21 protein-coding genes and 1 pseudogene are annotated in these 25,294 nt (G+C 51.9%); 11 read left to right on the top strand and 11 right to left on the bottom strand.

Going from position 1 to position 25,294, the window contains the following annotated elements; genetic code table 11:
• Positions 1-11: 11 nt before the first annotated feature.
• A complete protein-coding gene (locus tag JDW22_RS04715) occupies positions 12-527 on the top strand; it encodes a DUF3465 domain-containing protein (protein ID WP_200521903.1) in 516 nt (171 codons plus the stop codon).
• Between the two features lie 70 nt (positions 528-597).
• Here the strand turns inward: JDW22_RS04715 and JDW22_RS04710 are convergent, their stop codons facing one another.
• A complete protein-coding gene (locus tag JDW22_RS04710; protein WP_200521902.1) occupies positions 598-855 on the bottom strand; it encodes a hypothetical protein in 258 nt (85 codons plus the stop codon).
• A gap of 80 nt (positions 856-935) precedes the next feature.
• Here JDW22_RS04710 and rsgA point away from each other — a divergent pair, with 80 nt between their 5' ends.
• Complete coding sequence (rsgA, locus tag JDW22_RS04705) at positions 936-1,802, top strand: ribosome small subunit-dependent GTPase A (RefSeq protein WP_200522023.1); 867 nt, start codon at positions 936-938, stop codon at positions 1,800-1,802.
• A gap of 235 nt (positions 1,803-2,037) precedes the next feature.
• On the opposite strand, the gene gltX is transcribed toward rsgA, so the two are convergent.
• The 3 genes from gltX to trmA form a co-directional block, all read right to left on the bottom strand.
• Positions 2,038-3,441 (bottom strand): glutamate--tRNA ligase, encoded by a 1,404-nt coding sequence (gene gltX, locus JDW22_RS04700; RefSeq protein WP_200521901.1) that lies wholly within the window; start codon positions 3,439-3,441, stop codon positions 2,038-2,040.
• Between the two features lie 123 nt (positions 3,442-3,564).
• The gene (locus tag JDW22_RS04695; RefSeq protein WP_200521900.1) at positions 3,565-4,191 is read right to left on the bottom strand and encodes a Smr/MutS family protein; all 627 of its coding nucleotides are present in this window, start codon (positions 4,189-4,191) and stop codon (positions 3,565-3,567) included.
• A gap of 52 nt (positions 4,192-4,243) precedes the next feature.
• The gene (gene trmA / locus JDW22_RS04690; RefSeq protein WP_200522019.1) at positions 4,244-5,329 is read right to left on the bottom strand and encodes a tRNA (uridine(54)-C5)-methyltransferase TrmA; all 1,086 of its coding nucleotides are present in this window, start codon (positions 5,327-5,329) and stop codon (positions 4,244-4,246) included.
• Between the two features lie 299 nt (positions 5,330-5,628).
• Between trmA and JDW22_RS04685 the strand changes: the two genes are divergently transcribed.
• Positions 5,629-7,227: an L-lactate permease gene (locus JDW22_RS04685; protein ID WP_200521899.1), complete on the top strand. Its 1,599-nt coding sequence runs from the start codon at positions 5,629-5,631 to the stop codon at positions 7,225-7,227.
• Positions 7,228-7,438: 211 nt separating this feature from the next.
• Here JDW22_RS04685 and JDW22_RS04680 read toward each other — a convergent pair whose 3' ends face one another.
• Positions 7,439-7,663 (bottom strand): hexameric tyrosine-coordinated heme protein, encoded by a 225-nt coding sequence (locus tag JDW22_RS04680; protein ID WP_200521898.1) that lies wholly within the window; start codon positions 7,661-7,663, stop codon positions 7,439-7,441.
• A gap of 186 nt (positions 7,664-7,849) precedes the next feature.
• On the opposite strand from JDW22_RS04680, the gene hrpA reads away from it, so the two are divergent.
• A complete protein-coding gene (gene hrpA, locus JDW22_RS04675; protein WP_200522017.1) occupies positions 7,850-9,247 on the top strand; it encodes an ATP-dependent RNA helicase HrpA in 1,398 nt (465 codons plus the stop codon).
• Between the two features lie 226 nt (positions 9,248-9,473).
• On the opposite strand, the gene JDW22_RS04670 is transcribed toward hrpA, so the two are convergent.
• Positions 9,474-9,827, bottom strand: coding sequence for a hypothetical protein (locus tag JDW22_RS04670; RefSeq protein WP_200521897.1), 354 nt, complete (start codon positions 9,825-9,827; stop codon positions 9,474-9,476).
• Positions 9,828-9,966: 139 nt separating this feature from the next.
• On the opposite strand from JDW22_RS04670, the gene JDW22_RS04665 reads away from it, so the two are divergent.
• Positions 9,967-10,338, top strand: coding sequence for a helix-turn-helix domain-containing protein (locus JDW22_RS04665; protein ID WP_200521896.1), 372 nt, complete (start codon positions 9,967-9,969; stop codon positions 10,336-10,338).
• A gap of 66 nt (positions 10,339-10,404) precedes the next feature.
• The gene (locus JDW22_RS04660; protein ID WP_200522015.1) at positions 10,405-14,307 is read left to right on the top strand and encodes a GNAT family N-acetyltransferase; all 3,903 of its coding nucleotides are present in this window, start codon (positions 10,405-10,407) and stop codon (positions 14,305-14,307) included.
• Positions 14,308-14,329: 22 nt separating this feature from the next.
• Here the strand turns inward: JDW22_RS04660 and JDW22_RS04655 are convergent, their stop codons facing one another.
• Genes JDW22_RS04655 through JDW22_RS04645 form a run of 3 tightly spaced genes read right to left on the bottom strand, consistent with a single transcriptional unit; the run spans position 14,330 to position 17,477 of the window.
• Positions 14,330-14,752, bottom strand: coding sequence for a very short patch repair endonuclease (locus JDW22_RS04655; protein WP_200521895.1), 423 nt, complete (start codon positions 14,750-14,752; stop codon positions 14,330-14,332).
• Between the two features lie 5 nt (positions 14,753-14,757).
• Entirely contained in the window at positions 14,758-16,401 is a 1,644-nt protein-coding gene (locus JDW22_RS04650; protein ID WP_200521894.1) for a TIGR02391 family protein, read from the bottom strand.
• Between the two features lie 14 nt (positions 16,402-16,415).
• Positions 16,416-17,477 (bottom strand): DNA cytosine methyltransferase, encoded by a 1,062-nt coding sequence (locus tag JDW22_RS04645; RefSeq protein ID WP_235964774.1) that lies wholly within the window; start codon positions 17,475-17,477, stop codon positions 16,416-16,418.
• A gap of 287 nt (positions 17,478-17,764) precedes the next feature.
• On the opposite strand from JDW22_RS04645, the gene JDW22_RS04640 reads away from it, so the two are divergent.
• Positions 17,765-18,157, top strand: a complete 393-nt coding sequence (locus tag JDW22_RS04640) for an SWIM zinc finger family protein (protein WP_200521893.1) — start codon at positions 17,765-17,767, stop codon at positions 18,155-18,157.
• Between the two features lie 2 nt (positions 18,158-18,159).
• Here JDW22_RS04640 and JDW22_RS04635 read toward each other — a convergent pair.
• Positions 18,160-18,812: pseudogene (locus JDW22_RS04635) on the bottom strand (IS1595 family transposase).
• Between the two features lie 92 nt (positions 18,813-18,904).
• Here JDW22_RS04635 and JDW22_RS04630 point away from each other — a divergent pair.
• From JDW22_RS04630 to groL, 4 genes are all read left to right on the top strand, one after another.
• A complete protein-coding gene (locus JDW22_RS04630) occupies positions 18,905-19,210 on the top strand; it encodes an MGMT family protein (RefSeq protein WP_200521892.1) in 306 nt (101 codons plus the stop codon).
• Positions 19,211-19,316: 106 nt separating this feature from the next.
• The gene (mutM, locus tag JDW22_RS04625; RefSeq protein ID WP_200521891.1) at positions 19,317-20,135 is read left to right on the top strand and encodes a bifunctional DNA-formamidopyrimidine glycosylase/DNA-(apurinic or apyrimidinic site) lyase; all 819 of its coding nucleotides are present in this window, start codon (positions 19,317-19,319) and stop codon (positions 20,133-20,135) included.
• Positions 20,136-20,309: 174 nt separating this feature from the next.
• Complete coding sequence (locus tag JDW22_RS04620) at positions 20,310-20,597, top strand: co-chaperone GroES (RefSeq protein WP_003794132.1); 288 nt, start codon at positions 20,310-20,312, stop codon at positions 20,595-20,597.
• Between the two features lie 57 nt (positions 20,598-20,654).
• Positions 20,655-22,298, top strand: a complete 1,644-nt coding sequence (gene groL, locus JDW22_RS04615; protein WP_003794134.1) for a chaperonin GroEL — start codon at positions 20,655-20,657, stop codon at positions 22,296-22,298.
• 208 nt (positions 22,299-22,506) lie between these two features.
• Here groL and leuS read toward each other — a convergent pair whose 3' ends face one another.
• Positions 22,507-25,140, bottom strand: coding sequence for a leucine--tRNA ligase (gene leuS, locus JDW22_RS04610; RefSeq protein WP_200521890.1), 2,634 nt, complete (start codon positions 25,138-25,140; stop codon positions 22,507-22,509).
• Positions 25,141-25,294: the final 154 nt, after the last annotated feature.

Here is a 25,294-nt window from a genome sequence, read left to right as displayed (position 1 = left end):
TAGGGACGAGTATGTTGAAAAACCGATTATTGTTGATTGTGTTGTTTGCGCTGCTGGTGGCAGGCACGCAGTTTGCGCGTTATACGCAAAGCCCAAGCCAACCGCAAACGCCCGCCCGCGCGACAACGCAAAGCCAGCAGCCAACCGTTACCACATCAAGGCAGCCTGAAAAAGCCGCGCCACCCGCCGCCCATTTTGAACAAGCTTTGCAACAGGCTTACCAAAACCGCCAAAGCAATCTGCAAATTCAAGGCAGCGGGCGCGTGATTAAAACCTTGCCCGATGACACGCAAGGCTCGCGCCATCAACGCTTTATTGTGAAACTTGCCAGCGGGCAAACGCTGCTGTTTGCGCACAATATAGACCTTGCGCCGAAAATTCGTGGCTTGAAAAAAGGCGACACCATCGTGTTTAACGGCGAATACGAATGGAGCGAGCAAGGCGGCGTGATTCATTGGACGCACAAAGACCCGAGCCGCCACCATGTTGATGGTTGGCTGGAACACGAAGGGCAGCGCTATGAATAGCAGCATAAACGTTTTAGCTCCGCTGAACTTCGTTTCAGGCTGCCTTTGCGCGATTAAGGCAGCCTGAAAACTAAAATTCATCCCAATCATCAGGGCGATGCTTTGCCGCCGCCCAGATAAACGCCAAATAAACCAAATAAGGCACAACCAACACCGCCGCAATCGCCTTTGCCAACGCGGGGAAAATCCGGTTCAGCGCATACAACGCGCCGCCCGCTGCTATGATAAACAGCCGCCCACGCAGCGATGGGTAGCGGAAAGTCATGTAGTCAATATAGCCTTGCCGCTCAAACCGCTCGCGTAGCCAGTTTTTTAATCCTTCCAACATTGCGCCCTCCTTATGAATACGATTTCAGGCTGCCTTGGTCGTATTTTAAACGCATCCCAAGGCAGCCTGAAAGCCATCCCATGCCCGAAACCGCCCAAATCATCACCAGCTACGGCAGACGCTACATCGTCCGCACGGCAAATCAGCAAACCTACGAAGCCAGCACCCGCAGCAAACGCACCGACTACGCCTGCGGCGATTTTGTACACATCCAAATCATCAATGGCGAGCAAGCCGTGATTGAAAGCGTGTTGCCACGCCAAAGCCTGCTGTATCGCCAAGATGCGTGGAAATCCAAACTCATCGCCGCCAACGTAACCCAGCTTTTGATTGTGGTTGCCGCCGAGCCCAGCCCCAGCGAAGCCCTGCTGCAACGCGCGCTAATCGCCGCCGAAGCCGCGCACATCCGCCCCGTGATTGTCATCAACAAAGCCGATTTGCCCAGCACCGCCGCGCTGCAAGCCAAATTGTCGTTTTACGAACAATTAGGTTATAAAATCATCACGTTAAGCGCGTTGGGCGACGTGCACAGCCTGCGCGAGCAACTGCGCGGCGAAACCAATATCTTGCTCGGGCAAAGCGGCATGGGCAAATCCACGCTCACCAACGCGCTGCTGGGCGAAACCCTTGCCCGCACGCAAACCATTTCCGCCGCGCTGGATTCGGGCAAACACACCACCACCCACGCGCAACTGTATGATTTGGATGAACACACTAAGCTGATTGACAGCCCAGGTTTGCAAGAATTTGGCTTGCACCATTTGGCAGCGGCGGATTTGCTGGATTATTTCCCCGATTTGCGCCACCTGATTGGGCAATGCCGTTTTCACAACTGCACCCACCGCGCCGAGCCCAACTGCGCAGTGAAAGCGGCGGCGGAACGCGGCGACGTGTCGGCGGAGCGCGTGGCGTTGTTGCAAAAGATTACGGATGAATTGCTGCGCTGATGTGCGAAGCATAAAAGGCAGCCTGAAAACGTGATTAGGCGTTTGGCTGCCTTTGGACTTTTGCAAAGGGTTTGGCTTATTCAACGTGCCATTTGGCGATGAGCCGTCGCCGCTCCATTTTGCTGCGAGCGTTGTCTAGGCTTTCGTGTACCACAAAAAAGGCAGCCTGAAAACGAGCATGAACCCGTTTTCAGGCTGCCTTTTGCGTGGCGGATGGGCGAGTGTGGGTTTTAAATCAAACTTCTGCCAGCCGCTTCAACACTTCCTCCCGTCCCAGTATGGCGAGCACCGCGTCCACGCTTGGCGTTTTGGCGGTGCCGCACACTGCAAGGCGCAGCGGCATGCCCAGTTTGCCCATTTTGATGCCTTCGGCTTCGCAGAACGGGGCAAACAGCGCGTGGATGCCTTCTGCCGTCCAATCGCCTTCGGGCAGGGCAGCAAGCCGTTCGGCGAAACGGCGCATCCGCGCGGGGGCTTCGTCGTCCCAATGTTTTGCTACATCGGCGGCGGCAGGCGTGGCTTTGACGTAGAAATAGGCGCATTCGCCGGCGAGCGCGTTCAAGTCTTGGGCGCGGTCTTTCACGAAGGCAATCACGTCGGCGAGTTTCAGGCTGCCTGAAACGCGGATGCCTTGCTGCGCCAAGCGTGGGGCGACCAGATCGGCAAGGCGTTGGTTGTCGGCGGCTTTGATGTGTTCACCGTTTATCCACAGCAGTTTTTTACCATCCATGCGGCTGGGCGAGGCGGATACGTCGTTCAAATCAAACCATTGCACAAATTGTTCCATGCTAAAAAATTCGTCGTCGCCGTGCGCCCAGCCCAGCCGCGCGAGGTAGTTCAGCATGGCTTCGGGCAGGATGCCCATGTCGGCGAACTCGGTGATGGCAACGGTGTCGCCGCTGCGTTTGGAGATTTTTTTGCCTTGCTCGTTCAAAATCATGGGCAGGTGGGCGTATTGCGGCGGGGTTGCACCCAACGCTTTGAAGATGTTGATTTGTTTGGGCGTGTTATTTACATGGTCGTCGCCGCGAATCACATGGGTGATGCCCATGTCAAAATCGTCCACCACCACGCAGAAGTTGTAGGTGGGCGTGCCGTCGGCGCGGGCGATGATGAGGTCGTCGAGCGCGGCGTTGGGGATGCTGATGTCGCCTTTTACGGCATCGTGCCAATGGGTTACTCCATCCAGCGGGTTTTTGAAGCGGACAACGGGTTCGCGGTCGGCAGGGATGGGCGGCAGCGTTTTGCCGGGTTCGGGCCGCCAGCGGCGGTCGTAGGTGGCGGTGCCTTCGCGCTCGGCTTTTTCGCGCATGGCGGCGAGTTCTTCTTTGCTGCAATAGCAGTAGTAGGCGTGTCCGCTGGCAAGCAGTTGTTGGATAAGCTCTTTATAGCGCGGAAAATTTTGGGTTTGATAGACGATGTTATCGCGGTTGTCGGCGTGCAGTCCTACCCAGTCCATGCCTTGCAGGATGATTTGCACGCTTTCGGCGGTGGAGCGTTCTAGGTCGGTGTCTTCAATGCGCAGCAGAAATTCGCCGCCGTGATGTTTGGCAAATGCCCATGAATACAGGGCGGTGCGTACGCCGCCGATGTGGAGGTAGCCTGTGGGGCTGGGAGCGAAACGGGTTTTGATGGTCATAATGGGCTTTCGTTGTGTGATGGGAAAGGGTGGGGATTTTACTGTTTTCAGGCTGCCTGAAAAAGGGGCGGTGCCGTGGCTATGTTGGGTGTGGTTACGGCAGCCTGAAAATGCGGTTGCCGCTTATTTGTCTTCTGCCCACGGGTCGGCACGGCGTTGGCGTTTTACCAAAATGCGCACCGCGCCATCGTTGCCTTTGTGCGGTTCGCAGTAGGCGAGCACGTCGGGGTGTGCCATCAGCCAGCGGCGCACCAGATTTTTGAGCACGGGGGTGTAGCCCGATGAGCCCAAGCCGCTGCCGTGGATGATTTCGCCGCACACGCCGCGCCGTTTCACAAATTCTATAAATTCGTTGAGCACTTGCTGGGCTTCTTCTTGCGTGTAGCCGTGCAAATCCACATCGGCGACCACTTCGTAATGCCCGTTTTGCAGGCGTTTGATGTCGTTTGCGCCTTGTCCGTTTTTGCTGAATGTGGCGGGAATTTCTAGTTGCACGCCGTCGCCCACATAAAAATAGTTTTCTTCGCCCAAGTCGTTTGCTTGCTGGCGCGGTTTGATGGGCTGTTTGCGGGTGGGGGCGACGTATTGATTGGTGTTTTTAATCGGGGTTACGTCTTTCATCAGCTCGCTAAAATTGACTTCGGCTTCTTGCGCGGCTTGCTGCTTGGCTTGCGCTTCGGCGGCGCGGCGTTCGGCGGTTTGCGCTTGGGCTTGTTTGTGCAGGGCTTTGAGTTGGTCTTGATAGTTCATGGTGGTGCTTTCGGGGTGGGTTGAGGCAGCCTGAAAATGGGTAAAGCGGTTTTCAGGCTGCCTTTCGCATCAGCATCACGCCGCTTTCAATATGCGGGGTAAACGGAAACTGGTCAAACAGCGCGGTGGCTTGGATGGCGTGGGTTTGCGTGAGCGTTTGTAAATTGGCGGCGAGCGTTTCGGGGTTGCACGACACATAAATAATGCGGTCAAACCGGGCAACCAGTTGCAGCGTGGCGTTGTCCACGCCTGCGCGCGGCGGGTCGATGAAAATGGTGGAAAAATCGTAATCCGCCAGCGCGATGCCGCTTTCGGCTAGGCGGCGAAAGGTGCGGCAGCCTGAAAACGCTTCGGTAAATTCTTCGGCGGATAGGCGGGCGATTTGGATGTTATCCACTTGATTATACGCGATATTCCATTGCGCGGCGGCAACGGAGGTTTTGGACACTTCGGTTGCCAGCACGCGGCGAAAATGGCGCGATAAGGGCAGGGTGAAATTGCCGTTGCCGCAATAGAGTTCCAGCAGGTCGCCGCCTGCGCCTTGCGCTTGCTGGCACGCCCATGCCAGCATTTTTTGGCACACGATGGCGTTGGGCTGGGTGAAGCTGCCTTCGTATTGGCGATAGGCGTAGCTTTGCCCGTTTACGGTTAATCGTTCGGTTACAAAATCTTGGCTTAACACGATTTTTTGCCCTTTGCTGCGCCCGATGATGTGGATGCCTAAATCGCGGGCTAGGGCGCGGGCGGCGACTTGCCAGTCATCATCCAGCTTGCGGTGGTAAATCAGCGTTACCAGCATTTCGCCGCTGAGCGTGGCGAGAAATTCGCATTGGTAGAGCCGCGTTTGCAGCGCGGGGCAGCCTGAAAGGCGGTGGAGCAGGCGGGGCATCAGCGCGTTGATGCTACTGTGGACAGCCTGAAAATGGGTGAGCTTAATCAGCGAGGCGCTGGATGCTTTTTGCCCGTGGGCAAACATGGCGTAGCTGATTTGGTCGCCATCGTGCCAGATGCGGAACTCGGCACGCATACGGTAGCCTTGCTCGGGCGAGGAGAACACTTGCGGAGCGGGCGCGGAAAAAGGGGAGAGTAGGGCGGTGAGACGTTGGGTTTTTTCGGCGAGTTGGGCGGTGTAGGGCATGGCGATAAATGAACAGGTAAACAAAATAAGGCAGCCTGAAAATGGGCTGGGCTTGATGCGCGCGGGGATATGGATTTCGGGCTGCCTCAAATTATAAGCGTTAAACCATGTAAACAAAATGGGTGTGATAGTTAAAATCTTAACCTGTTTCGCCGATAAGTTTACAAAACTTGATGCGAAACATATTTTTTCGCCTGAAACAGGCGTAGCATCACACCCGCGGAACTTGCACCAAAAGTTTTTAGAGTTTTTTTAACCCACGCAGCTCAAAAAGCTGCATTTTTTAGGAGTATTTATCTATGTTCTCCCTAACGCATGACCCACTAGGCAGCATTTGGCTGTCGGCATTGGTGGCAGCGATTCCTATTGTATTGTTTTTGCTCGGTTTAACCGTGTTGAAACTCAAAGGCTTGCACGCTGCTTTGCTCACTTTGGTGGCAACGCTGGTGCTGTCGTTCTATCCGTTTAACCTGCCGTTTGCCGCCGCGTTTGCCGCTGTGGTATCGGGCTTTTGGGCAGGTTTTTGGCCCATTGGCTACATCATCATCATGGCGATGTGGCTTTACCGCTTAACCGTTGCCACAGGAAAAATTGAAGTCATCAAAGGCTCGCTCACCATGGTTTCCGCCGACCAACGCATCCAATTATTGCTGATTGGCTTCTGCTTTGGCGCGTTCTTGGAAGGCGCGGCGGGCTTTGGCGTGCCGATTGCCATTTGTAGCGTGATGCTGGCTGCGCTGGGCTTCAACCCTTTGCAAGCAGCGATGCTGTGTTTGGTGGCCAACGCGGCTGCTGGCGCGTGGGGTGCGATTGGTATTCCCGTGGCGATTGTGGATACGTTTAAGCTGGACGGCGTAACCGCGCTGGGCGTATCGCGCGCAACCAACACTACTTTGCCGATTGTGGCCGCCAGCGTGCCTTTCTTGCTGGTGTGGATTTTGGACGGCTTCAAAGGCATCAAAGAAACTTTGCCTGCGCTGTTGGTAACTTCTGTGGTGTTCACCGTATCGCAAATGGTGGTGAGCTACTTCTTGGGTCCTGAGTTGGTGGATATTGTGCCTCCCTTGCTTTCTTTGGCTGCTTTGGCTGCGTTGTGCACCCAATGGAAACCAAAAAACATTTTCCGCTTGGTGGCAGAAGACGAGAGCAACAAAGCAAAATTCTCTACTGGGCAAATCGTGGATGCTTGGATGCCGTTTGTGTTGTTGAGCATCGCGGTGATTGTGTGGAGTATGCCGTTCTTTAAAGGGATGTTTATTAAAGACGGTGTGTTATCGTTTACCACGATTACTTTGGATGTGATGCCTGGTGAAGGCGAAGTGAAAGCCGCGCTGGATTTGGGCAAAGCAACAGGCACAGCGATTTTGGTGGCAACGCTGATTACCATCGCCATGAGCAGCAAAACCGTGTCGTTTGGCAAAGCGTTTGGCGTGTTGAAAGAAACGTTTAAATCGTTCCTCATCGCCATTATTACCATTTCTTGCATCTTAGCGATTGCCAAATTGATGACGTTCACAGGCATGACCAAAGTGTTGGGCGAAGCCATCGCCGAAACAGGCAAAATCTTCCCATTGCTCTCTCCGATATTGGGCTGGGTGGGCGTGTTTATGACAGGCTCGGTGGTAAACAACAACACCTTGTTTGCGGGCGTGCAAAGCACGGTGGCAGGCAAGCTGGGTATTGACCCCAATATGCTGGTGAGCGCCAATACCGCCGGCGGCGCAATGGGCAAACTGGTATCGCCCCAATCCATCACCATCGCCACAGGCGCGCTGGGCAAAACAGGCGAAGAATCTGCCGTGCTGAAACTGGTGCTGCGATACAGCATCGCCTTGCTGGTGTTTGTGTGCGTGTGGACATTTATCCTGTCGCTGGTACTGGAAGCGGGAGCGCATTAACGCTGTAAACAAAAGCACTCTGGTAAACGGAGTGCTTTTTTTGCGGATGGATGAGGCAGCCTGAAAAGGGGTTGGCTATGGTTTCAGGCTGCCTTTAAATTTTAGATTTCAGGCTGTCTCAGGGTTTTTGCAAACGTTTTAGACGGCAAAGCAAGCATCCGAGGCAGTCTGAAACACAAAAAAGAGCCAAATCAATCGGCTCTTTTATTTTTTACTTCCAATAATTATTCGCCGCCGCAACGGTTTGGAAATGAATGGCAATCACTTGGGATGCCAGTGTTAAGCTATCCGCATCGTTTTCGTAAACAGGGCGCAGTTTGCTGCGGATATCGGGGTCGGGTTGCGTGTATTTCACGCCCATGCGCGCCAGCTTGATGGCAAGTTCGTAGCCCTCTTGCGGCGTGTCGGTGATGAGCGAAGTGATCCATGGTTCCATGATTTTTCCTTATGGTAGTGGGTTGAAAGGCGCGCATTGTAAATAATTGAACAGGGCTAGGCAAATGGCATACAAGGCAGCCTGAAAATGCTGTTCCTGCGTCCCAAAGGCAGTCTGAAACCCGTTTTTCAGGCTGCCTCTGCTATAATTACGCCCCTTGTTTTTACTGCAATTTCCACGCAAACCATGCCCACACCCGACCTCAATCAAACCCTCTCCAAAGACCGCCACTTTCTCCAACGCGCATTCAGGCAGCTTGAAAAATTCGGCGGCATCGCCAGCGTAGAACACAAATACCAAAAATCCCACGCCCTTTTTCTCAAACGCCAAGCCGCCCTCCCCAAGCCCAGTTTTGACAATACCCTCCCCGTACACGAGCGTTTAAACGACATCAAAACCGCCATCGCCAGCCACCAAGTAACCATCATCTGCGGCGAAACAGGTTCGGGCAAAACCACGCAGTTGCCGAAAATCTGCTTGGAACTCGGGCGCGGGGTGGCGGGTTTGATCGGGCACACCCAGCCGCGCCGTTTGGCTGCGCGTTCGGTGGCGGAGCGGATTGCCGAAGAGTTGAAATCGGAAATCGGCAGCACGGTCGGCTATAAAGTGCGCTTTACCGACCATACCTCGCGCGATGCCTGCATCAAGCTGATGACCGACGGCATCTTGTTGGCAGAAACCCAGACCGACCGTTATCTCGCCGCCTACGACACGATTATCATCGACGAAGCACACGAACGCAGCCTGAACATTGACTTCTTGCTGGGCTACCTGAAACAGCTACTGCCGCGCCGACCCGATTTGAAAGTCATCATCACCTCGGCAACCATAGACGCAGAACGCTTCTCCCAACACTTCAACGGCGCGCCTGTGCTGGAAGTAAGCGGGCGCACCTATCCCGTGGAAATCCGCTACCGCCCGATTAACGAGCGCGACGAAGACGAAGCGGAAATGGACATCCCCGAAGCGATTGTGGACGCGGCGGACGAACTCGCGCGGCTGGGCGACGGCGATATTCTCGTTTTCCTGCCGGGCGAACGCGAAATCCGCGAAGCCGCCGAAGCCCTGCGCAAATCTCCTTTACGCAAAAACGACGATATTCTGCCGCTGTTCGCCCGCCTTTCCGCGCAAGAGCAGCACAAAATCTTCCATCCCAACGGCAGCAAACGCCGCATCGTCTTAGCGACCAACGTCGCCGAAACTTCGCTCACCGTGCCGGGCATCAAATACGTCATCGACACCGGCCTCGCGCGCGTCAAACGCTATTCCGCACGGGCGAAAGTGGAGCAGCTTCATGTCGAAAAAATCTCCCAAGCCGCCGCCCACCAACGCTCCGGCCGTTGCGGACGCGTCTCCGCAGGGGTGTGCATCCGTTTATACGCCGAAGACGATTTCAACCAACGCCCCCCGTTCACCGACCCCGAAATCATCCGCAGCAACCTCGCCGCCGTCATCCTGCGCATGGCATCACTGAACTTGGGCGACGTAGCAGCATTCCCATTTTTAGAAATGCCCGATTCGCGGTATATCAATGATGGTTTTCAGGTGTTGTTAGAATTGGGGGCGGTGGAGGAGGCAGCCTGAAAAGGAAAAGGCAGCCTGAAAGGTTTTTCAGGCTGCCTTGCGTAGGAATTATTTTTTTATTACTCCGAGAGCAATTAGCAAAATTACAATAATCCGTTCTACCAAAAAAAGTGGCCAGATAAGTGCTATAAAGATAGGGGTTAAAAGCTGTCTTCCGCCTGTCGCCCAACCGACAAGGCAAAACGTTATAATCGCCCCAGTAACATAAACGCCCATATTTTTAGCTCTATCTGCAATAGATTTGGCTACCTATTTGGGTACAGCTTGACCCATCGCTGCCGTAGGTAGTATTACCGATTGTGGTATAGCTTGAACCATCATTACCATAAGTGGTGTTACCAATTCGTGTATAACTTGAACCATCATTACCGTAAGTGGTGTTACCAATTCGTGTATAACTTGAACCATCATTACCGTAAGTGGTGTTACCAATTCGTGTATAACTTGAACCATTACTCCCATAGGTAGTATTACCAATTTGCGTATATGTTGTGTCATTGCTGTAACCATAGTCATACATATCTGCAAATGCGGTTGAGCTTAAAACAGCTACAATCAAAGCCAAATAAACCTTTTTCATAATTTAAATCCTTGTCAAAATACGTTAAAAATAGGCAACAACAGTTGTATAGTAAGACAAACCAATTATGTAATCCACAAACTAACAGTATCTAAATTCTCTACTTTTAATCATACAATCCACACTTTAAGGAATAAAAATGGAAATTCACGAAAAAATCCGAGTTCTGCGAGAAATTAACCAATGGTCGCAAGAAGAGATGGCTGAAAAACTGTCTATGTCCCCCAACGGATATGCCAAAATTGAACGCGGACAAAGCAATATCAACATAGAAAAATTAAAGCAGATTGCACAAATATTTAATATTGATGTGGTTGAATTATTTGCTACACAAGATAAATCTTTCTTCTTCTCTATCGGAGACAATACTAATAACCAAAACTATGTGGGTTCTGATGAAAAACTATTGTTAGAAAATAAAAATTTAAAAGAATTATTAGAAGCAAAAAATAATGAGATTGCCGCTTTAAGACAGGTAATTGATTTACTAAAAAATACAGAAAATAAGTAAACAAGTAGCCTGACAAGCACTGGTAAATTTAAAAAACGCCAAATATAGATGCCTGACTTACAAACCATGCAAAACATCCAAACTCCCAACACGCCGTCTGAAAACCGTTCAGGCAGCTCCAAACCCCGCTACCGCCTGACCAAACTCGGCGAACAAATGGCGCGCCTGCCCATCGACCCGAAAATCGCGCGCATTTTGCTGGCGGCGAAGAAACACGACTGCATGGCGGAAATATTGGTGATCGCGTCCGCGCTGTCGATTCAAGACCCGCGCGAGCGGCCGCTGGAAGCGCGCGATGCCGCCGTCAAGGCACACGAACGTTTTACCGACAAGCAGTCTGATTTCCTTGCCTATCTGAACATTTGGGACAGCTTCCAGCGCGAGCGCGACAAAGGCTTGTCCAACAAGCAGTTGGTGCAGTGGTGCCGCCAATATTTCCTGTCGCACCTACGGATGCGCGAGTGGCGCGAGCTGCACCACCAGCTTGCCCAAACCGCGATTGAAATGGGTTTGACCACCAAGGAAGCCGCTTTCAGACGGCCTCCCGAAGTTAAGCAGCTCACGTCGTCTGAAAATGCGGGCGACCAAGACCTATCCGCCAAACTCAAACAAAAACAACTGGATAAGAAACAACACCGCGCCCAAATCCGCGCTGCCAAAGAAGCGGGCTACGAACAAATCCACCGCGCCCTGCTCACCGGCCTCATCGCCAACGTCGGCATGAAATCGCCCGACGGCAACGACTACACCGGCGCGCGCGGCAGCCGCTTCCACCTTTTCCCCGCCTCCGCCCTGTTCAAGGCGAAGCCCAAATGGGTGATGGCGGCAGAACTCGTTGAAACGACAAAACTTTATGCCCGCGACGTGGCCGCCATCCAGCCCCAATGGATCGAGCAGGAAGCGCCGCACCTCGTCCGCTACCACTATTTCGAGCCGCACTGGGAACAAAAACGCGGCGAAGTCATCGCCAGCGAACGGGTAACGCTCTACGGCCTGACCGTCTTGCCGCGCCGCCCCGTCGCCTACGGCAGAATCGCGCCCGAAGAAGCCCGCGAAATCTTTATCCGCAGCGCACTGGTGGCGCAGGAATGTGATTTGAAAGCAGACTTTTTCGCGCATAACAAAAAGCTGATTAAGGAAATTACCGAACTCGAACACAAAGCGCGCAAGCAAGATGTGTTGGTCGATGATGAAGCGCTGTTCACGTTTTATCACGAACGGCTGCCCGATTTTTATACGGCGGATGCGGTTTCAGGCAGCCTGCATCCTGCACATCCGCAGCAAACCGCCCCCTCCCCCGCGGGGGAGGGCTGGGGAGAGGGCAAAACAGTTGCCGCACAAACCAACTTTTCCGCAACCGCAGCAAACCCTCTCCCTAACCCTCTCCCACAGGAGAGGGAACAGAGTGCCGCAGTTTCAACGGTTTCAGGCAGTCTGAAATCGTCCACAGCAACATTCCTCATACGCCCCGCCACACATAATGATGCAGCCCAAATTGCCGAACTATTCCGCCGCGCCGTCCTGCACATTGAAACAAGCCATTATAGCGACAGCGAAAAAGCCGCATGGATACAGGGCGCGGACAATGCCGCCTTTTGGCAAAAACGGATTGGACGCGGCTGTATCCGATTGGCAGCGCAAAATGACCGTATCCTCGGCTTTATCGAATACCTGCCCGAGCAAAATCATTTGGACTGCCTATTTACCGACCCTGCCCACCAGCGGCAAGGCGTCGCTTCCGCGCTGTTGTCTGCCGTTTTGCCGCAGGCGGATGCAGATAAAACGGTAACGACAGATGTGTCCGCAGCCGCGTTGTCCTTTTTTAAGAAACAGGGATTTATACTGCAACACCAAAACCAAATTCAGCGAAACGGCTCGGTTTTAATCAATTACCGCATGATTTTGCAAACCGACAGCATTGATGCGGCCGCACAAACTACCCCCTCCCCCGTGGGGGAGGGCCGGGGAGAGGGCAAAACAGTTGCCTCTCAAACCAACTTTTCCGCAGCCGCAGTAAGCCCTCTCCCTAACCCTCTCCCGCAGGAGAGGGAACAAAGTGCCGCAGTTTCAACGGTTTCAGACGACCCCAAAGCTCAAAGGCTACCTGAAAACTCCCTATGCTACGCCGACGGTCAACCAATACTACTTGGTGATCGTGTAACTATCGACAGCAAACAATGGCACGGCAAAATCGTTGCCTTGATTGCCGAGCAGCAATGCGACCCGTCCATCGGTTCCGCCGAAGAATGGGCGACATTACAAAGTGGCGTAATGGCACAATTTGAGGAAGCAGGCTTGGTGCACTATCCCGATGCTGAGACTGCCAGCGAACTGATCTTATTAGCACGAGCGGATGCAGCAGATGTCCTAAAATCTCAAAAGGACAACCGCGGGCGTGAACCGAGTTCACACACCCTACAAAATGTTTCAGACGGCCCCAAACCCAAAAAGCAGCCTGCACCCCCAAAAGGCCGTCTGAAACCCCTCCCCCTCGCTGACATCCGCACCTTCCAAGCCTGGCTCAAAACCGCCGAGCGCGACAACCCGCGCCTGCTGTTCCTCAGCCGCGACGACCTCATGCAGCACGCCGCCGCGCACATCACCGAAGAACAATTCCCCAAACACTGGCAAACCGCAGACGGCAAATTCAAACTCAGCTACCGCTTCGAGCCGCATCACCCGCTTGACGGCGTTACCCTCACCCTGCCGCTCACCGTGCTCAACCGCATCAGCCCAGCCACCCTCGAATGGCTCGTGCCCGGCATGATACGCGAAAAAATCCAGCTACAAATTAAAGCGCTACCCAAACAAATCCGCCGCATCTGCGTGCCCGTGCCCGAATTCATCACCCAATTTTTAAGCCAAAACCCCGACCGCAACGCCCCCATCCTGCCCCAACTCGCCCAAGCCATCGCCAAAACCGCAGGCGACATCCGCATACTGGAGCAAATCAACCAAGACGAATGGGCCGCGTTCAGGCTACCCGAACACTGCTATTTCAACCTCCGCATCATCGACGACGGCGGACAAGAATTAGCCATGGGGCGCGATTTAATCCAAATCCAACAACAACTTGGCAAAGCCGCCGCCACCACCTTCCGCGACAACACCCAAGAATTCGAGCGCGACAACGTTACCGCATGGGACATCGGTACCCTGCCCGAATCCATCAAATTCGCCCGCGGCAAACAGCAGCTTACCGGCTACCTCGGCCTGCAAAAAGAAAAAGACGGCCGCATCGCCCTGCGCCTGTTCGACACGTCCGACGCCGCCGAACAAGCCCACCGATTAGGCGTGATCGAACTCATGAAACTACAACTAAAAGAACAAGTTAAAGACCTGAACAAAGGCATCCAAGGCTTCACCCAAGCCGCCATGCTGCTCAAACACATCAACGCCGACACCCTGCGCGACGACCTCACCCAAGCCGTCTGCGACCGCGCCTTTATCGGCGAAGACGAGCTGCCGCGCAACGAAAAAGCCTTCAAAGAACAAATCAAACGCGCCCGCAGCCGCCTGCCCGCCGTCAAAGAAGCCCTCAGCCGCTACTTGCAGGAAACCGCCGCCGCCTACGCCGAACTGAACGGCAAACTCGGCAAACACCCGCTCACCCACCTCATGCGCCAACGCCTGCAAACCCTGCTCGCCGCCGGCTTCGCCACCCGCACCCCGTGGGCACAATGGCCGCGCCTCCCCATCTACCTCAAAGCCATGACCCTGCGCCTCGAAAAATACAGCGGCAACCCCGCCCGCGACGCAGCCCGCGAAGCCGATATTCAAGAGCTGGAACAGATGTGGCAGGAAAAAACCGACGGCTTGGTAAAACAAGGATTGCCCGTTTCAGACGACCTCGCCGCGTTTAAATGGATGATTGAGGAATTGAGGGTGTCGCTGTTTGCGCAGGAATTGAAGACGCCTTATCCGGTGTCGGTGAAGAGGTTGTTGAAGGAGTGGGAGGGTCTTAATTAAAGGAAGATGCCGTCTGATTTTTTCAGACGGCATCTTTTATTTCCTCGACCAACCGATTTAATCGCTCCCTACAAATAGCTTTATTTTTTAATTCGCACTCCCAAACGAAAATCACTTTGAAACCAATCTTTTCCAGCTCGGTTTCATTTTTGATATCACGTTCGCGATTTTTTGTGATTTTTTCCAACCAAAAATCCGTATTGCTTTTCGGAATATGCCCTTTACAGCAAGAGTGCCCGTGCCAAAAACAGCCGTGTATAAATACGACTGTTTTATATTTCGGCAAAACGATATCCGGTTTGCCTGCATAGCGTTTATCATTTTTCCTATAACGGAAACCTTGGGAAAAAAGAAATTTCCTTACCAATACTTCCGGTTTGGTTTCTTTGCTATGGATTTTTGACATCACGAAGGAACGTTTGGATGGAGTGAAAATATCGGTCATAAAATTTAAGGTGATGTAGGCTTAGCTCGTTTTTTTGTTTGTTCCACTTTTCTCAATAAATATGAAACTAAGCTGATTAAATCCAAAGCATCCTTGTCATTAAAAATGCTAGGAGATAAATTTGCTCTTAACTCATGTTGCACAGGATTTCTAAATCCAGTCCATGTTCCGCATGCAAGCTGCTCAAGACCATCTTCTAAATTTTGTTCCGCCTGCGTTTTGTTATTCGTTAATAGAAGTATAGAATTTTTACTCCCGAATGCTTTTTCAATCAATTCTCTTCCGTCTATGCTATGAAGACCTGTCTGCTTCTGAACCTTATCTTCGAAAACTTTAACTGCCTCGATTGCAGCACTTAAATAATCCTTCTTTTCATTGTAAAAATCGTTACAGGCAGTATGCAAATCCTGATGCAAATGCCGCCAATGATAGTAAGGATATTCTGGAATAATACTATGTAAGGCAGCAATTACTTCTGCTTGTTCCTTATTTGTAAGCTCCGAATCTTCCAAACGATTCAAAATAACTTCTACTGGTTCCCTTTCCTTTTCTGGCAATTTGTTTTTCCAATTTCCGATATCAACCCCACTTTTACCTTTAACTTCGTCATCTTTCTCTTTTTTTCTTCTTTTTCTCCAATCTTGTCCGATGGCTCGGACTATTTCTCCAAGGAAAACCCGTAACTTTGAAGTTTTAGGATGCTTCCAGTCTAATGATGTCCTGTCAGTAGCAATTAAATCTTCATCGTCATCATCTATAAAGTTCACATTCAGCCATCCAGTCAAATATGAATAGAAATGGCTGGATTCGCTATCAGTGAAAAACTCGGGCATATTTACCATTCTGCCGTTAGCAAACAAGGTAATACCTTTCATATTATTCTTTAAAGGTTTTTCCGTTGTAATGAACTTACCTTGTATTAATCCGCTGTATTCATACTGTTCGAATTTTGAAGATAACGATGAAATATTGGTTGCTAGACCCTGGTATTCCCATTCGAATTGTGGGGTAACAAGATCATATTTTAGATTTCCATCAATGATTTTGGGTTCCGAGCCGTTCAAGCTTACTTTGATTTTAAAATCCTGAGCCGGAAAATCAAACAAGCGGGCAAGATGCTCTACATAATTATCTAACGGATATCCTTGTTTCTTCGTTAGCTCGGTCAAAGTTATGGTTGTCCCGCTTTCGATATTGGATTCAATAGATTCTTTTCGAAACTCCGGTTGATAAATACCCTTGCTTCTTCGAATCTCTGCATAATCCAAAGTAAAAGTAACCCTTTCGTTTCCCTGGATAGTAGAAATTTCAATTTTGTTGCCAAGCCCGAATAATGCCAATTTACCAAGACCTTTTTTACCCGTTGGAATTCTTCCGCACGGTGAGGCTTGTTTTTCTTCCCTTCTGTTCCGACCGATTCTCAAATAAAAATCATTGATTTCATCGAAGCTCATTCCTATACCATTATCTTTAATAACGATTTTATGCTTCGGTTTGTCGAATAACCTAACTTCCACTTCCGTAGCACATGCATCGTAGGCATTCGCTATCAACTCGGCAATCGCAGGAACAGTGTGCGAATACATCTTTACACCTAAATGTTCGATTACGGTTGGCTCGAAACTCATTTGCAATTTTTCTTCAGACATGTTTTTCTCCTTTTCTAACATTCGATATTATCAACAATTGCCCTGCCTATTTTTTCCGCATACATCGGAGGAACGGCATTACCAATCAAACGGGCTATCTTGTCCCTGCTGCCCGCTTTAAAGACATAGTTACGAGGGAACGATTGCAATGTTGCACCTTCGCGCAAGGATAACGCCCTATCTTCTTCAGGATGGGCAAACCTCCCGTTGGAAATACTAAAGAATTTGGTCGTTATGGTAGGTGCGGGCCTATCCCACCATAGCCTACCGAACGTGTCTTTAAAACTATTGTCTTTTCCGATAAAACATTCCAGCTGTAATTCGGGAATATGCGCAAAAGCCAAACGGTTTCCTCCGTTTTTAGGTATCAACGCCAATCGTTTCAAATTGATATCGGATAATCCCGCACAACTATGCATAAAATCCGTCTCGTCCTGATGCCCTGCAACAATTTTGGGAAAGCCGTTTTCCATTCCCAAAACATCGCGTACCGTAAGCCGTTTGCCCGAATACTTGACTGGTTCTAGCTTTTCTTTGGTTATTCTGTTTGCAATTAACGTAAATCTTTTACGGCTTTGGGGAATTCCGTAATCAGCCGTATTGTGAATACCGAAATGAACGGTAAATCCTTTTTCTTCCAATAACTTTATGAAATTATCAAGCCCGCTTTCTTTCATCCTGCTCAGAATTCCCGGTACGTTCTCTACAACAACATATCCAGGATTGAAATATTCTACAAACCGCTGAAACTCTAAAAGCAAACTCTTGGATTTTTCCGATTTTCGTTTGTCTGTTTGAATAACACTCCAATATTGACAAGGACTACAACCTATAAGAATCAAATCATCATCGCCCTTTTTTAAGCCGAGTTCTTTTTCCAGTGTTTCAGGCTGCAATTCAAAAACATCAGCCTGTATAAATTTAGCATTTATATTGGCTTCATATGTTTCTTTGCAGCTAGGTTCGTAATCTATCCCGGCTAAAACTTGAATACCGGCGGATTGCATTCCATAGCTCATCCCGCCTCCGCCACAGAAAAAATCGACCGCCTTTAATTTACTGTTTTTCATTTCCATTTAAATAATTAGGTCTGTGAGAACTAACTTTATATAACATATAATTCATTGCTTATCAAAAATAATTTGCGATTTTATTAAAATTCATGCATCTAAACAAGCTATAGCTTAATTTCCTCAAGACGAGCGGATACCTCCAAACGCACACCTCACAGAAAGGTCGTCTGAAACCCATTTTCAGACGACCTTTTGCCTCCTTACAAAACAAATCTTCCCGCCTCCATCTCCCCAAACGTCGTCTGAACCAGTAAACTTCCCATATTTCAAAAACTTCTTGGAAGCAAACCATGTCCGGTATCTACCTACCCCGCCTATTTCCGCCCCATATCGCCGAACGCGGCCTGCTGTATTTTCAGCAGGGTAAGGTTCGCGATGTCCAAAAAACTTCCGCCGGGCGTTATCGGGCGGAGGTGTGCGGTTCGGAAAACTATTCGGTATGGCTGAAGCTGGATAGTGATTTGTACATTAAGGACGGGGGCTGCGATTGCCCTTATGGCGGGGCGTGCAAGCATATGGCGGCGTTGTGGTATGCGGTGCGCGCTCAAACGCCGGATAAACAAGCTGACGAATCTGGTGTGCAGCAGCCTGAAATCATTCTCTTTGTATCGTGCTCTAACACCAAAGGCTACCTGAAAACCATTTTTCAGGTAGCCTTTCTCTTAGGGGCTGACGTAGATTAGCCCTAAATTCCACACCAATCCCGCAAGATTTTTAGCTGTCGGGACGGTGTGCCGAAGTTAAATCGAAATTCGCATTCTTTCAAGAACAGCGGGAAAGATTTGCGATCGATTCCGTTGTATTTGCGCAAGACGCGTTTCGCCTGATTCCAAAAGTTTCAATGCCGTTGATGTGGTTCTGACGGTCGGCAAACGCTTTGGAATGGTCGATGCGGTGATGGATAAAACCGCTTACGTCCAACTTGTCGTAGCTGCTCAGACTATCGGTATAAACAATGCTGTCCGGCATGATTTTCTTTTTGATGACAGGGAGTAACGTTTCGGACTTGGCATTATCCACCACAACGGTATAGATCCGTCCGTTGCGTTTCAAAATGCCAAAGACAACCACTTTTCCTGCTGCACCGCGACCGCGTCTGCCTTTACGCCATCCGCCGAAATAGCTTTCGTCCAACTCGACAGAGCCCTCAAAAATCTCATCGGCAGCCAAGGCCAGATAATGGCTGATAACCATACGAATTTTGCGGTAGAACAGAATGGCGGAGTTGGGCTGAATGCCCAAAATATCGGCAGCTGAACGGGCGGTAACTTCGAGTACAAAAAATTGAAGCAATTTCTTTTGAATACTCTTTTTTATTTTACAACGGGTTATCTTCATTTTTGCAGTCTAACATGACTGCTTATCTAGTACAGCCCCTTATAAAATTTAACAAATAATGCAAGTTCATAGCTTGTGTTCCAACTTTATCTATGCGCCTCAAAAACGACCGCCTAGCCTACGAAATCCTTTCCGCTGTCGCCGAAATCCCCTGCGGCAAAGTCGCCACCTACGGCCAAATCGCCCGCCTGATCGGCAGGGATAAAAATGCCCGTTTGATCGGCAGCGTGTTGCGTCATGCGGCGGACTACGGCGATTACCCCTGCCACCGCGTGGTCAATGCCGCAGGGCGTTTGGTGCCGGGTTGGGTGCGGCAGGCGGATTTGCTGCGCGAAGAAGGTGTGGTGTTGAAAGACGAGAGCCATGTTTGTTTGAAGACGTATCAGTGGGATTGCTAGTTCTCGCCAGTATCAGCCAAAGGCAGCCTGAAAACCCAAAACACCGTTTTCAGGCTGCCTTTCACTTATAATTTCGCTTCTCAAAACCACCACGCCGAGTCCCACCATGCCCGAACTCCCCGAAGTAGAAACCACCCTGCGCGGCATCGCGCCGCATATCCTCCGCCAAACCGTTTCCGCCGTAACCATCCGCCAGCCCAAGCTGCGCTGGCAAATTCCGCCTGCGTTGCCCGAAACCCTGCGCGGGCTGGTAGTGCGCGAATGCCACCGCCGTGCCAAATATCTGCTGGTTCGTTTTGATACAGGCGTGCTGCTGATTCATTTGGGCATGTCCGGCAGCCTGCGGATTTGGCAGGGCAACGCGCCCGCAGCGGGCAAGCACGATCATGTGGACATTGCATTCGCCAACGGCACGCTGCTGCGCTACCACGACCCGCGCCGTTTTGGTGCGATTTTGTGGCTGGCTGGCGCAGCGGAGCACCATCATCTGTTGAAAGATTTGGGCGTTGAGCCACTAAGCGATGATTTTGCGGCGAACTACCTGTTCCAAGCCCTGCAAAAGCGCAGCAGCCCCATCAAAACTGCGCTGATGGACAACAAAATCGTCGTTGGCGTGGGCAATATTTATGCCAACGAAAGCCTGTTTCAGGCTGCCATCGCCCCGCAACGCGCCGCCAAATCGTTAAGCAAAACCGAATGTGCGGCTTTAACCGCCGCCGTCAAACAAATCCTGCGCCGCGCAATTGAAACGGGCGGCAGCACCTTGCGCGATTTTGTTAACAGTGAAGGCAAAAGCGGCTATTTCCAGCAGGAATACAAAGTGTACGGCAAAACCGACCAACCCTGCGCCCACTGCGGCACGCCGATTGTTAAAACTGTTATCGGACAACGCGGCACGTTTTATTGCCCTACATGCCAAAAATAATGGCGTTTAGCTTTTTCAGGCTGCCTCATCATGCAGAGGCAGCCTGAAACCTTGTTTAACCACGCGAAAATTTTTCCACTCGCCCCCTTGAATTACTCAAATCCCGCCATTATGTAGGGAAGCGTTGTGGCGCGTGCCACCTTTCTTTTTAACCCCATAATCAGGAGACAACACATGAAAATCCGTCCTTTACACGACCGCGTAGTCATCAAACGCTTGGAAGCGGAAGAGAAAACCGCATCGGGCATTATTCTTGCACCCTCTGCGGCTGAAAAACCCGATATGGGCGAAGTGGTTGCCGTGGGCGAAGGCAAAATCGGCAAAGACGGCAACCGCCGCGCTTTGGACGTTAAAGTGGGCGACAAAGTGATTTTCGGCAAATACAGCGGTCAAACCGTGAAAGCCGACGGCGTGGAATTGTTGGTGATGCGCGAAGAAGACATCTTCGGCATCGTGGAATGATTCAGGCAGCCTGAAAAACATTTTTTCTTGTAAAACATCTATTTAAGGAATATTAAAATGGCAGCAAAAGAAGTTCAATTTGGCACAGAAGTGCGTCAAAAAATGGTAAACGGCGTGAACGTGTTGGCAAATGCCGTGCGCGTTACCTTGGGCCCCAAAGGTCGCAATGTGGTGCTTGACCGTTCATTCGGTGGTCCACACATCACCAAAGACGGTGTTTCCGTAGCCAAAGAAATTGAATTGAAAGACAAATTTGAAAACATGGGCGCGCAAATGGTGAAAGAAGTGGCGTCTAAAACCAACGATGTGGCAGGCGACGGCACCACCACCGCCACCGTGTTGGCGCAATCCATCGTTGCCGAGGGCATGAAATACGTTACCGCAGGCATGAACCCCACCGATTTGAAACGCGGCATTGACAAAGCGGTTGCGGCGCTGGTGGGCGAGTTGGCAAACATCGCCAAACCTTGCGAAACCTACGAGCAAATCGCGCAAGTGGGCTCTATTTCGGCTAACTCTGATGAGCAAGTGGGCAAAATCATCGCCGATGCGATGCAAGAAGTGGGCAAAGAAGGCGTGATTACCGTGGAAGACGGCAAATCGTTGGAAAACGAGTTGGAAGTGGTCAAAGGGATGCAGTTTGACCGTGGCTACTTGTCGCCTTATTTTGTGAACGATTTGGAAAAACAAATCGCGGGCTTGGATAACCCCTTTGTGTTGCTGTTTGACAAAAAAATTAGCAATATCCGCGACTTACTGCCTGTGTTGGAACAAGTGGCAAAAACCAGCCGCCCCTTGTTGATTATCGCCGAAGACGTTGAAGGCGAAGCATTGGCAACCTTGGTGGTGAACAGCATTCGCGGTATTTTGAAAACCGTTGCCGTGAAAGCCCCTGGTTTCGGCGACCGCCGCAAAGCCATGTTGCAAGACATCGCCATTTTGACTGGCGGTACGGTGATTGCCGAAGAAATCGGTTTGACTTTGGAACAAACCACTTTGGAACACTTGGGGCAAGCCAAACGCATTGAAATCAGCAAAGAAAACACCACCATTATTGACGGCTACGGCGAAAAAGCGGCGGTTGATGCGCGTGTGAACGAAATCCGCAAACAAATTGAAACCGCAACCAGCGATTACGATAAAGAAAAATTGCAAGAGCGTGTAGCAAAATTGGCTGGCGGCGTGGCGGTGATTAAAGTGGGCGCGGCGACCGAAGTGGAAATGAAAGAGAAAAAAGACCGCGTGGACGACGCTTTGCACGCCACCCGCGCTGCGGTGGAAGAAGGCGTGGTAGCTGGCGGCGGTGTGGCTCTGTTGCGCGCACGCTCTGCGGTGAAAGCGGTGGAAACCGCCAATGCCGACCAAGAAGCGGGCGTGAAAATCGTGTTACGCGCGATTGAATCTCCGCTGCGCCAAATCGTTGCCAACGCAGGCGGCGAGCCTAGCGTGGTGGTGAACAAAGTGTTGGAAGGCGAGGGCAACTTCGGCTTCAACGCGGGCAACGACACCTACGGCGACATGATTGCCATGGGCGTGCTGGACCCTGCCAAAGTAACGCGCTCTGCCTTGCAACACGCCGCATCCATCGCGGGCCTGATGCTGACCACCGAGTGCATGGTTGCCGACATCCCCGAAGACAAACCCGCTGCTATGCCTGATATGGGCGGCATGGGTGGTATGGGCGGCATGGGTGGTTTCTAAACCCGCCGTGAGTGAGCACCACGCGCTTTGTTGAATAAACAAGCGTAAAAGGTAGCCTGAAAACCGGGAAACTGGTTTTCAGGCTGCCTTTTTGCGCAGGCGGGTTGGGCTTTTCCACCGTTGGGCTATTTACAGCGCATAAATGCAAACAAAGGCAGCCTGAAAACGCATCATCCCGTTTTCAGGCTGCCTATTATTCATACTCCAATCAGACTACAATGTTCACCAAGCGTTTGGGCACGACAATCACTTTCTTCGGCGTTTTGCCTTCCATAAACTTGATTGCGCCCGCGCTGGCAAAGGCGGCGGCTTTGATGTCGTCTTCCGCGGCATCGGCGGCAACGAGGATTTTGTCGCGCAGCTTGCCGTTTACTTGCACCATCAATTCCATCTCGGTTTGCACCAACGCGGCTTGGTCGGCTTGCGGCCATGCTTGTTGCCACAGCGCGCTGCCTGCGTTGAGTTCTGCCCACAGCGTTTCGCAGATGTGCGGCACGATGGGCGAGAGCAGGATAATGGTGGCTTCCAGCACTTCGCGGGCGACGGCTTTGCCCTCTGCGCTTTCACAATCGGTTTTGTCGTATTGGTTCAGCAGCTCCATCACGGCAGCGATGGCGGTGTTGAACTGCTGGCGGCGGTCGTAATCGTCGGTTACTTTGGCGATGGTGCTGTGCAGCTTGAAGCGCAAGTCTTTCAGGCTGCCTGAAAGCGCGTCTTGGCTGCCTGCGAACTTGCTGACTGCTGCGCCGCCTTGTTGCACAAAGTCGTAAACCGTGCGCCAGAGGCGGTTCAAAAAGCGATGCGCGCCTGAAACGCCGCTGTCGCTCCATTCCAGCGATTGCTCGGGCGGGCTGGCAAACATCATAAATAGCCGCGCGGTGTCTGCGCCGTATGCGTCAATAATCGCTTGCGGGTCCACGCCGTTGTTTTTGGATTTGGACATTTTTTCCACGCCGCCAATGATAACGGGCTGCCCATCGGCATCCAATACGGCGGATACGGGGCGACCTTTTTCATCGGTTTGCACGGTTACATCGGCGGGGTTGAACCATGTTTTTTTGCCGTCCGTGCTTTCGCGGTAATAGGTTGCCGCCAGCACCATGCCTTGCGTGAGCAGCTGTTTAAACGGCTCGCGCACGGGCACGATGCCCTCGTCGTTCATCAGCTTGGTGAAGAAACGCGCGTAGAGCAGGTGCAAAATGGCGTGTTCAATGCCGCCGATGTATTGGTCGGCCTGCTGCCAGTATGCCGCCGCTTCGGGCGCGACCATGCCGCCGTCAAACCGGGGCGACATATAACGGAACTGATACCAGCTCGATTCCATAAAGGTATCCATGGTGTCGGTTTCGCGCCGCGCCGCGCCGCCGCAGCTTGGGCATTGGGTTTCGTAGAACTCGGGCATCTTGGCAAGCGGCGAGCCTGCGCCGTCGGGCACAACGTTTTCAGGCAGCACCACGGGCAAATCTTGCTCGGGCACGGGCACATCGCCGCAGCGTTCGCAGTGGATAACGGGAATCGGGCAGCCCCAATAGCGTTGGCGCGAAATGCCCCAATCGCGCAGGCGGTATTGCGTTTTGGCTTCGCCCGCGCCTGCGGCTTGCAATTTTGCGCCGATGGCATCAAAGGCAGCCTGAAAATCCAAGCCGTTAAATTCGCCGCTGTTTATCAGCTTGCCGTTTTCTTTGTCGGCATACCAATCTTGCCAGTTGTGCGCGTCGAAGGCATTGCTGCCCACGGCAATCACTTGCTTCATCGGCAAACCATAGGCGCGGGCAAAGGCAAAATCGCGCTCGTCGTGCGCGGGCACCGCCATCACCGCGCCGTCGCCGTAGCCCCACAACACATAATTCGCCACCCACACTTCCAGTTTCTCGCCGTTGAGCGGATTGATGACGAAACGCCCCGTGGGCATGCCTTTTTTCTCCATCGTCGCCATATCGGCTTCGGCAACGCTGCCCGCCTTGCATTCGGCGATAAAAGCTTGCAATTCGGGTTGATTGGCGGCGGCTGCGGTGGCCAGCGGATGCTCGGCGGCAACGGCAACATAGGTTGCGCCCATCAGCGTGTCGGGGCGCGTGGTGTATACCTGCAAAAACTGCGCGTCGTTGCCGTTTAGGCCTGTTTTGCTGTCGTCGGCAACGGCAAAGCGCACCGTCATGCCGCGCGATTTGCCAATCCAGTTGCGCTGCATGGTTTTGACTTGCTCGGGCCAGTCCAAGCCGTCCAAATCGTTCAAAAGCTGCTCGGCGTAATCGGTGATTTTGAAGTAATACATCGGGATTTCGCGCTTTTCCACCAGCGCGCCCGAACGCCAGCCGCGCCCGTCGATGACTTGCTCATTCGCCAGCACGGTTTGGTCAATCGGGTCCCAGTTCACCGTGCCGAGCTTGCGGTACACGATGCCTTTTTTGAACAATTTGGTAAACAGCAATTGCTCCCAGCGGTAATAATCGGGGCGACAAGTGGCGACTTCGCGTTCCCAATCCAAGGCGAAGCCCAGCGATTTAAGCTGTTGTTTCATGTATTCAATGTTGGAATACGTCCACGCGGCGGGGGCAACGTTGTTGTTAATCGCGGCGTTTTCGGCGGGCATGCCAAATGCGTCCCAGCCCATCGGCTGCAACACGTTGTAGCCTTGCATTTTTTTGAAGCGGCTGCGCACGTCGCCGATGGTGTAGTTGCGAACGTGCCCCATGTGCAGCTTGCCGCTGGGGTAGGGGAACATGGAAAGGCAGTAGAATTTGGGTTTGCTGGTGTCTTCGAATACGTTAAACGCGCGTTGCGCCGCCCATTTTTGCTGGGCGGCGGGCTCGATGAGCGAGGGTTGATAGTGTTCTTGCATGGTGGTTTCGCTTGTGTGGGTTGCAAAAAATGAAAACCGCGATTATAGCGGTTTTGGGGTTTTCAGGCTGCCTATATTGGCAGGGAAGGTGCATCGGTTTGCGCGTGGTTGTCTTGCTTTTCAGGCTGCCGCCCCCATTTGCGCCATCTGATTT

It is taken from the genome of Kingella bonacorsii (assembly GCF_016623605.1).
Classification (GTDB): domain Bacteria; phylum Pseudomonadota; class Gammaproteobacteria; order Burkholderiales; family Neisseriaceae; genus Kingella_B; species Kingella_B oralis.
The sequence above is the reverse complement of the archived record's forward strand: the minus strand, read 5'-3'. Positions and strand labels throughout refer to the sequence as shown.

Excerpts from the sequence above, each read along its gene's own strand:
- JDW22_RS04680 (WP_200521898.1), bottom strand. The coding sequence starts at position 7,663 with ATGGAACCATGGATCACTTCGCTCATCACCGACACGCCGCAAGAGGGC.
- rsgA (WP_200522023.1), top strand. The coding sequence starts at position 936 with ATGCCCGAAACCGCCCAAATCATCACCAGCTACGGCAGACGCTACATC.
- JDW22_RS04710 (WP_200521902.1), bottom strand. The coding sequence starts at position 855 with ATGTTGGAAGGATTAAAAAACTGGCTACGCGAGCGGTTTGAGCGGCAA.
- JDW22_RS04650 (WP_200521894.1), bottom strand. The coding sequence starts at position 16,401 with ATGTCTGAAGAAAAATTGCAAATGAGTTTCGAGCCAACCGTAATCGAA.
- JDW22_RS04620 (WP_003794132.1), top strand. The coding sequence starts at position 20,310 with ATGAAAATCCGTCCTTTACACGACCGCGTAGTCATCAAACGCTTGGAA.
- JDW22_RS04660 (WP_200522015.1), top strand. The coding sequence starts at position 10,405 with ATGCAAAACATCCAAACTCCCAACACGCCGTCTGAAAACCGTTCAGGC.
- leuS (WP_200521890.1), bottom strand. The coding sequence starts at position 25,140 with ATGCAAGAACACTATCAACCCTCGCTCATCGAGCCCGCCGCCCAGCAA.
- JDW22_RS04665 (WP_200521896.1), top strand. The coding sequence starts at position 9,967 with ATGGAAATTCACGAAAAAATCCGAGTTCTGCGAGAAATTAACCAATGG.
- JDW22_RS04685 (WP_200521899.1), top strand. The coding sequence starts at position 5,629 with ATGTTCTCCCTAACGCATGACCCACTAGGCAGCATTTGGCTGTCGGCA.
- JDW22_RS04645 (WP_235964774.1), bottom strand. The coding sequence starts at position 17,477 with ATGGAAATGAAAAACAGTAAATTAAAGGCGGTCGATTTTTTCTGTGGC.
- JDW22_RS04630 (WP_200521892.1), top strand. The coding sequence starts at position 18,905 with ATGCGCCTCAAAAACGACCGCCTAGCCTACGAAATCCTTTCCGCTGTC.
- groL (WP_003794134.1), top strand. The coding sequence starts at position 20,655 with ATGGCAGCAAAAGAAGTTCAATTTGGCACAGAAGTGCGTCAAAAAATG.
- hrpA (WP_200522017.1), top strand. The coding sequence starts at position 7,850 with ATGCCCACACCCGACCTCAATCAAACCCTCTCCAAAGACCGCCACTTT.
- trmA (WP_200522019.1), bottom strand. The coding sequence starts at position 5,329 with ATGCCCTACACCGCCCAACTCGCCGAAAAAACCCAACGTCTCACCGCC.
- JDW22_RS04715 (WP_200521903.1), top strand. The coding sequence starts at position 12 with ATGTTGAAAAACCGATTATTGTTGATTGTGTTGTTTGCGCTGCTGGTG.
- JDW22_RS04655 (WP_200521895.1), bottom strand. The coding sequence starts at position 14,752 with ATGACCGATATTTTCACTCCATCCAAACGTTCCTTCGTGATGTCAAAA.
- JDW22_RS04670 (WP_200521897.1), bottom strand. The coding sequence starts at position 9,827 with ATGAAAAAGGTTTATTTGGCTTTGATTGTAGCTGTTTTAAGCTCAACC.
- gltX (WP_200521901.1), bottom strand. The coding sequence starts at position 3,441 with ATGACCATCAAAACCCGTTTCGCTCCCAGCCCCACAGGCTACCTCCAC.
- JDW22_RS04640 (WP_200521893.1), top strand. The coding sequence starts at position 17,765 with ATGTCCGGTATCTACCTACCCCGCCTATTTCCGCCCCATATCGCCGAA.
- mutM (WP_200521891.1), top strand. The coding sequence starts at position 19,317 with ATGCCCGAACTCCCCGAAGTAGAAACCACCCTGCGCGGCATCGCGCCG.
- JDW22_RS04695 (WP_200521900.1), bottom strand. The coding sequence starts at position 4,191 with ATGAACTATCAAGACCAACTCAAAGCCCTGCACAAACAAGCCCAAGCG.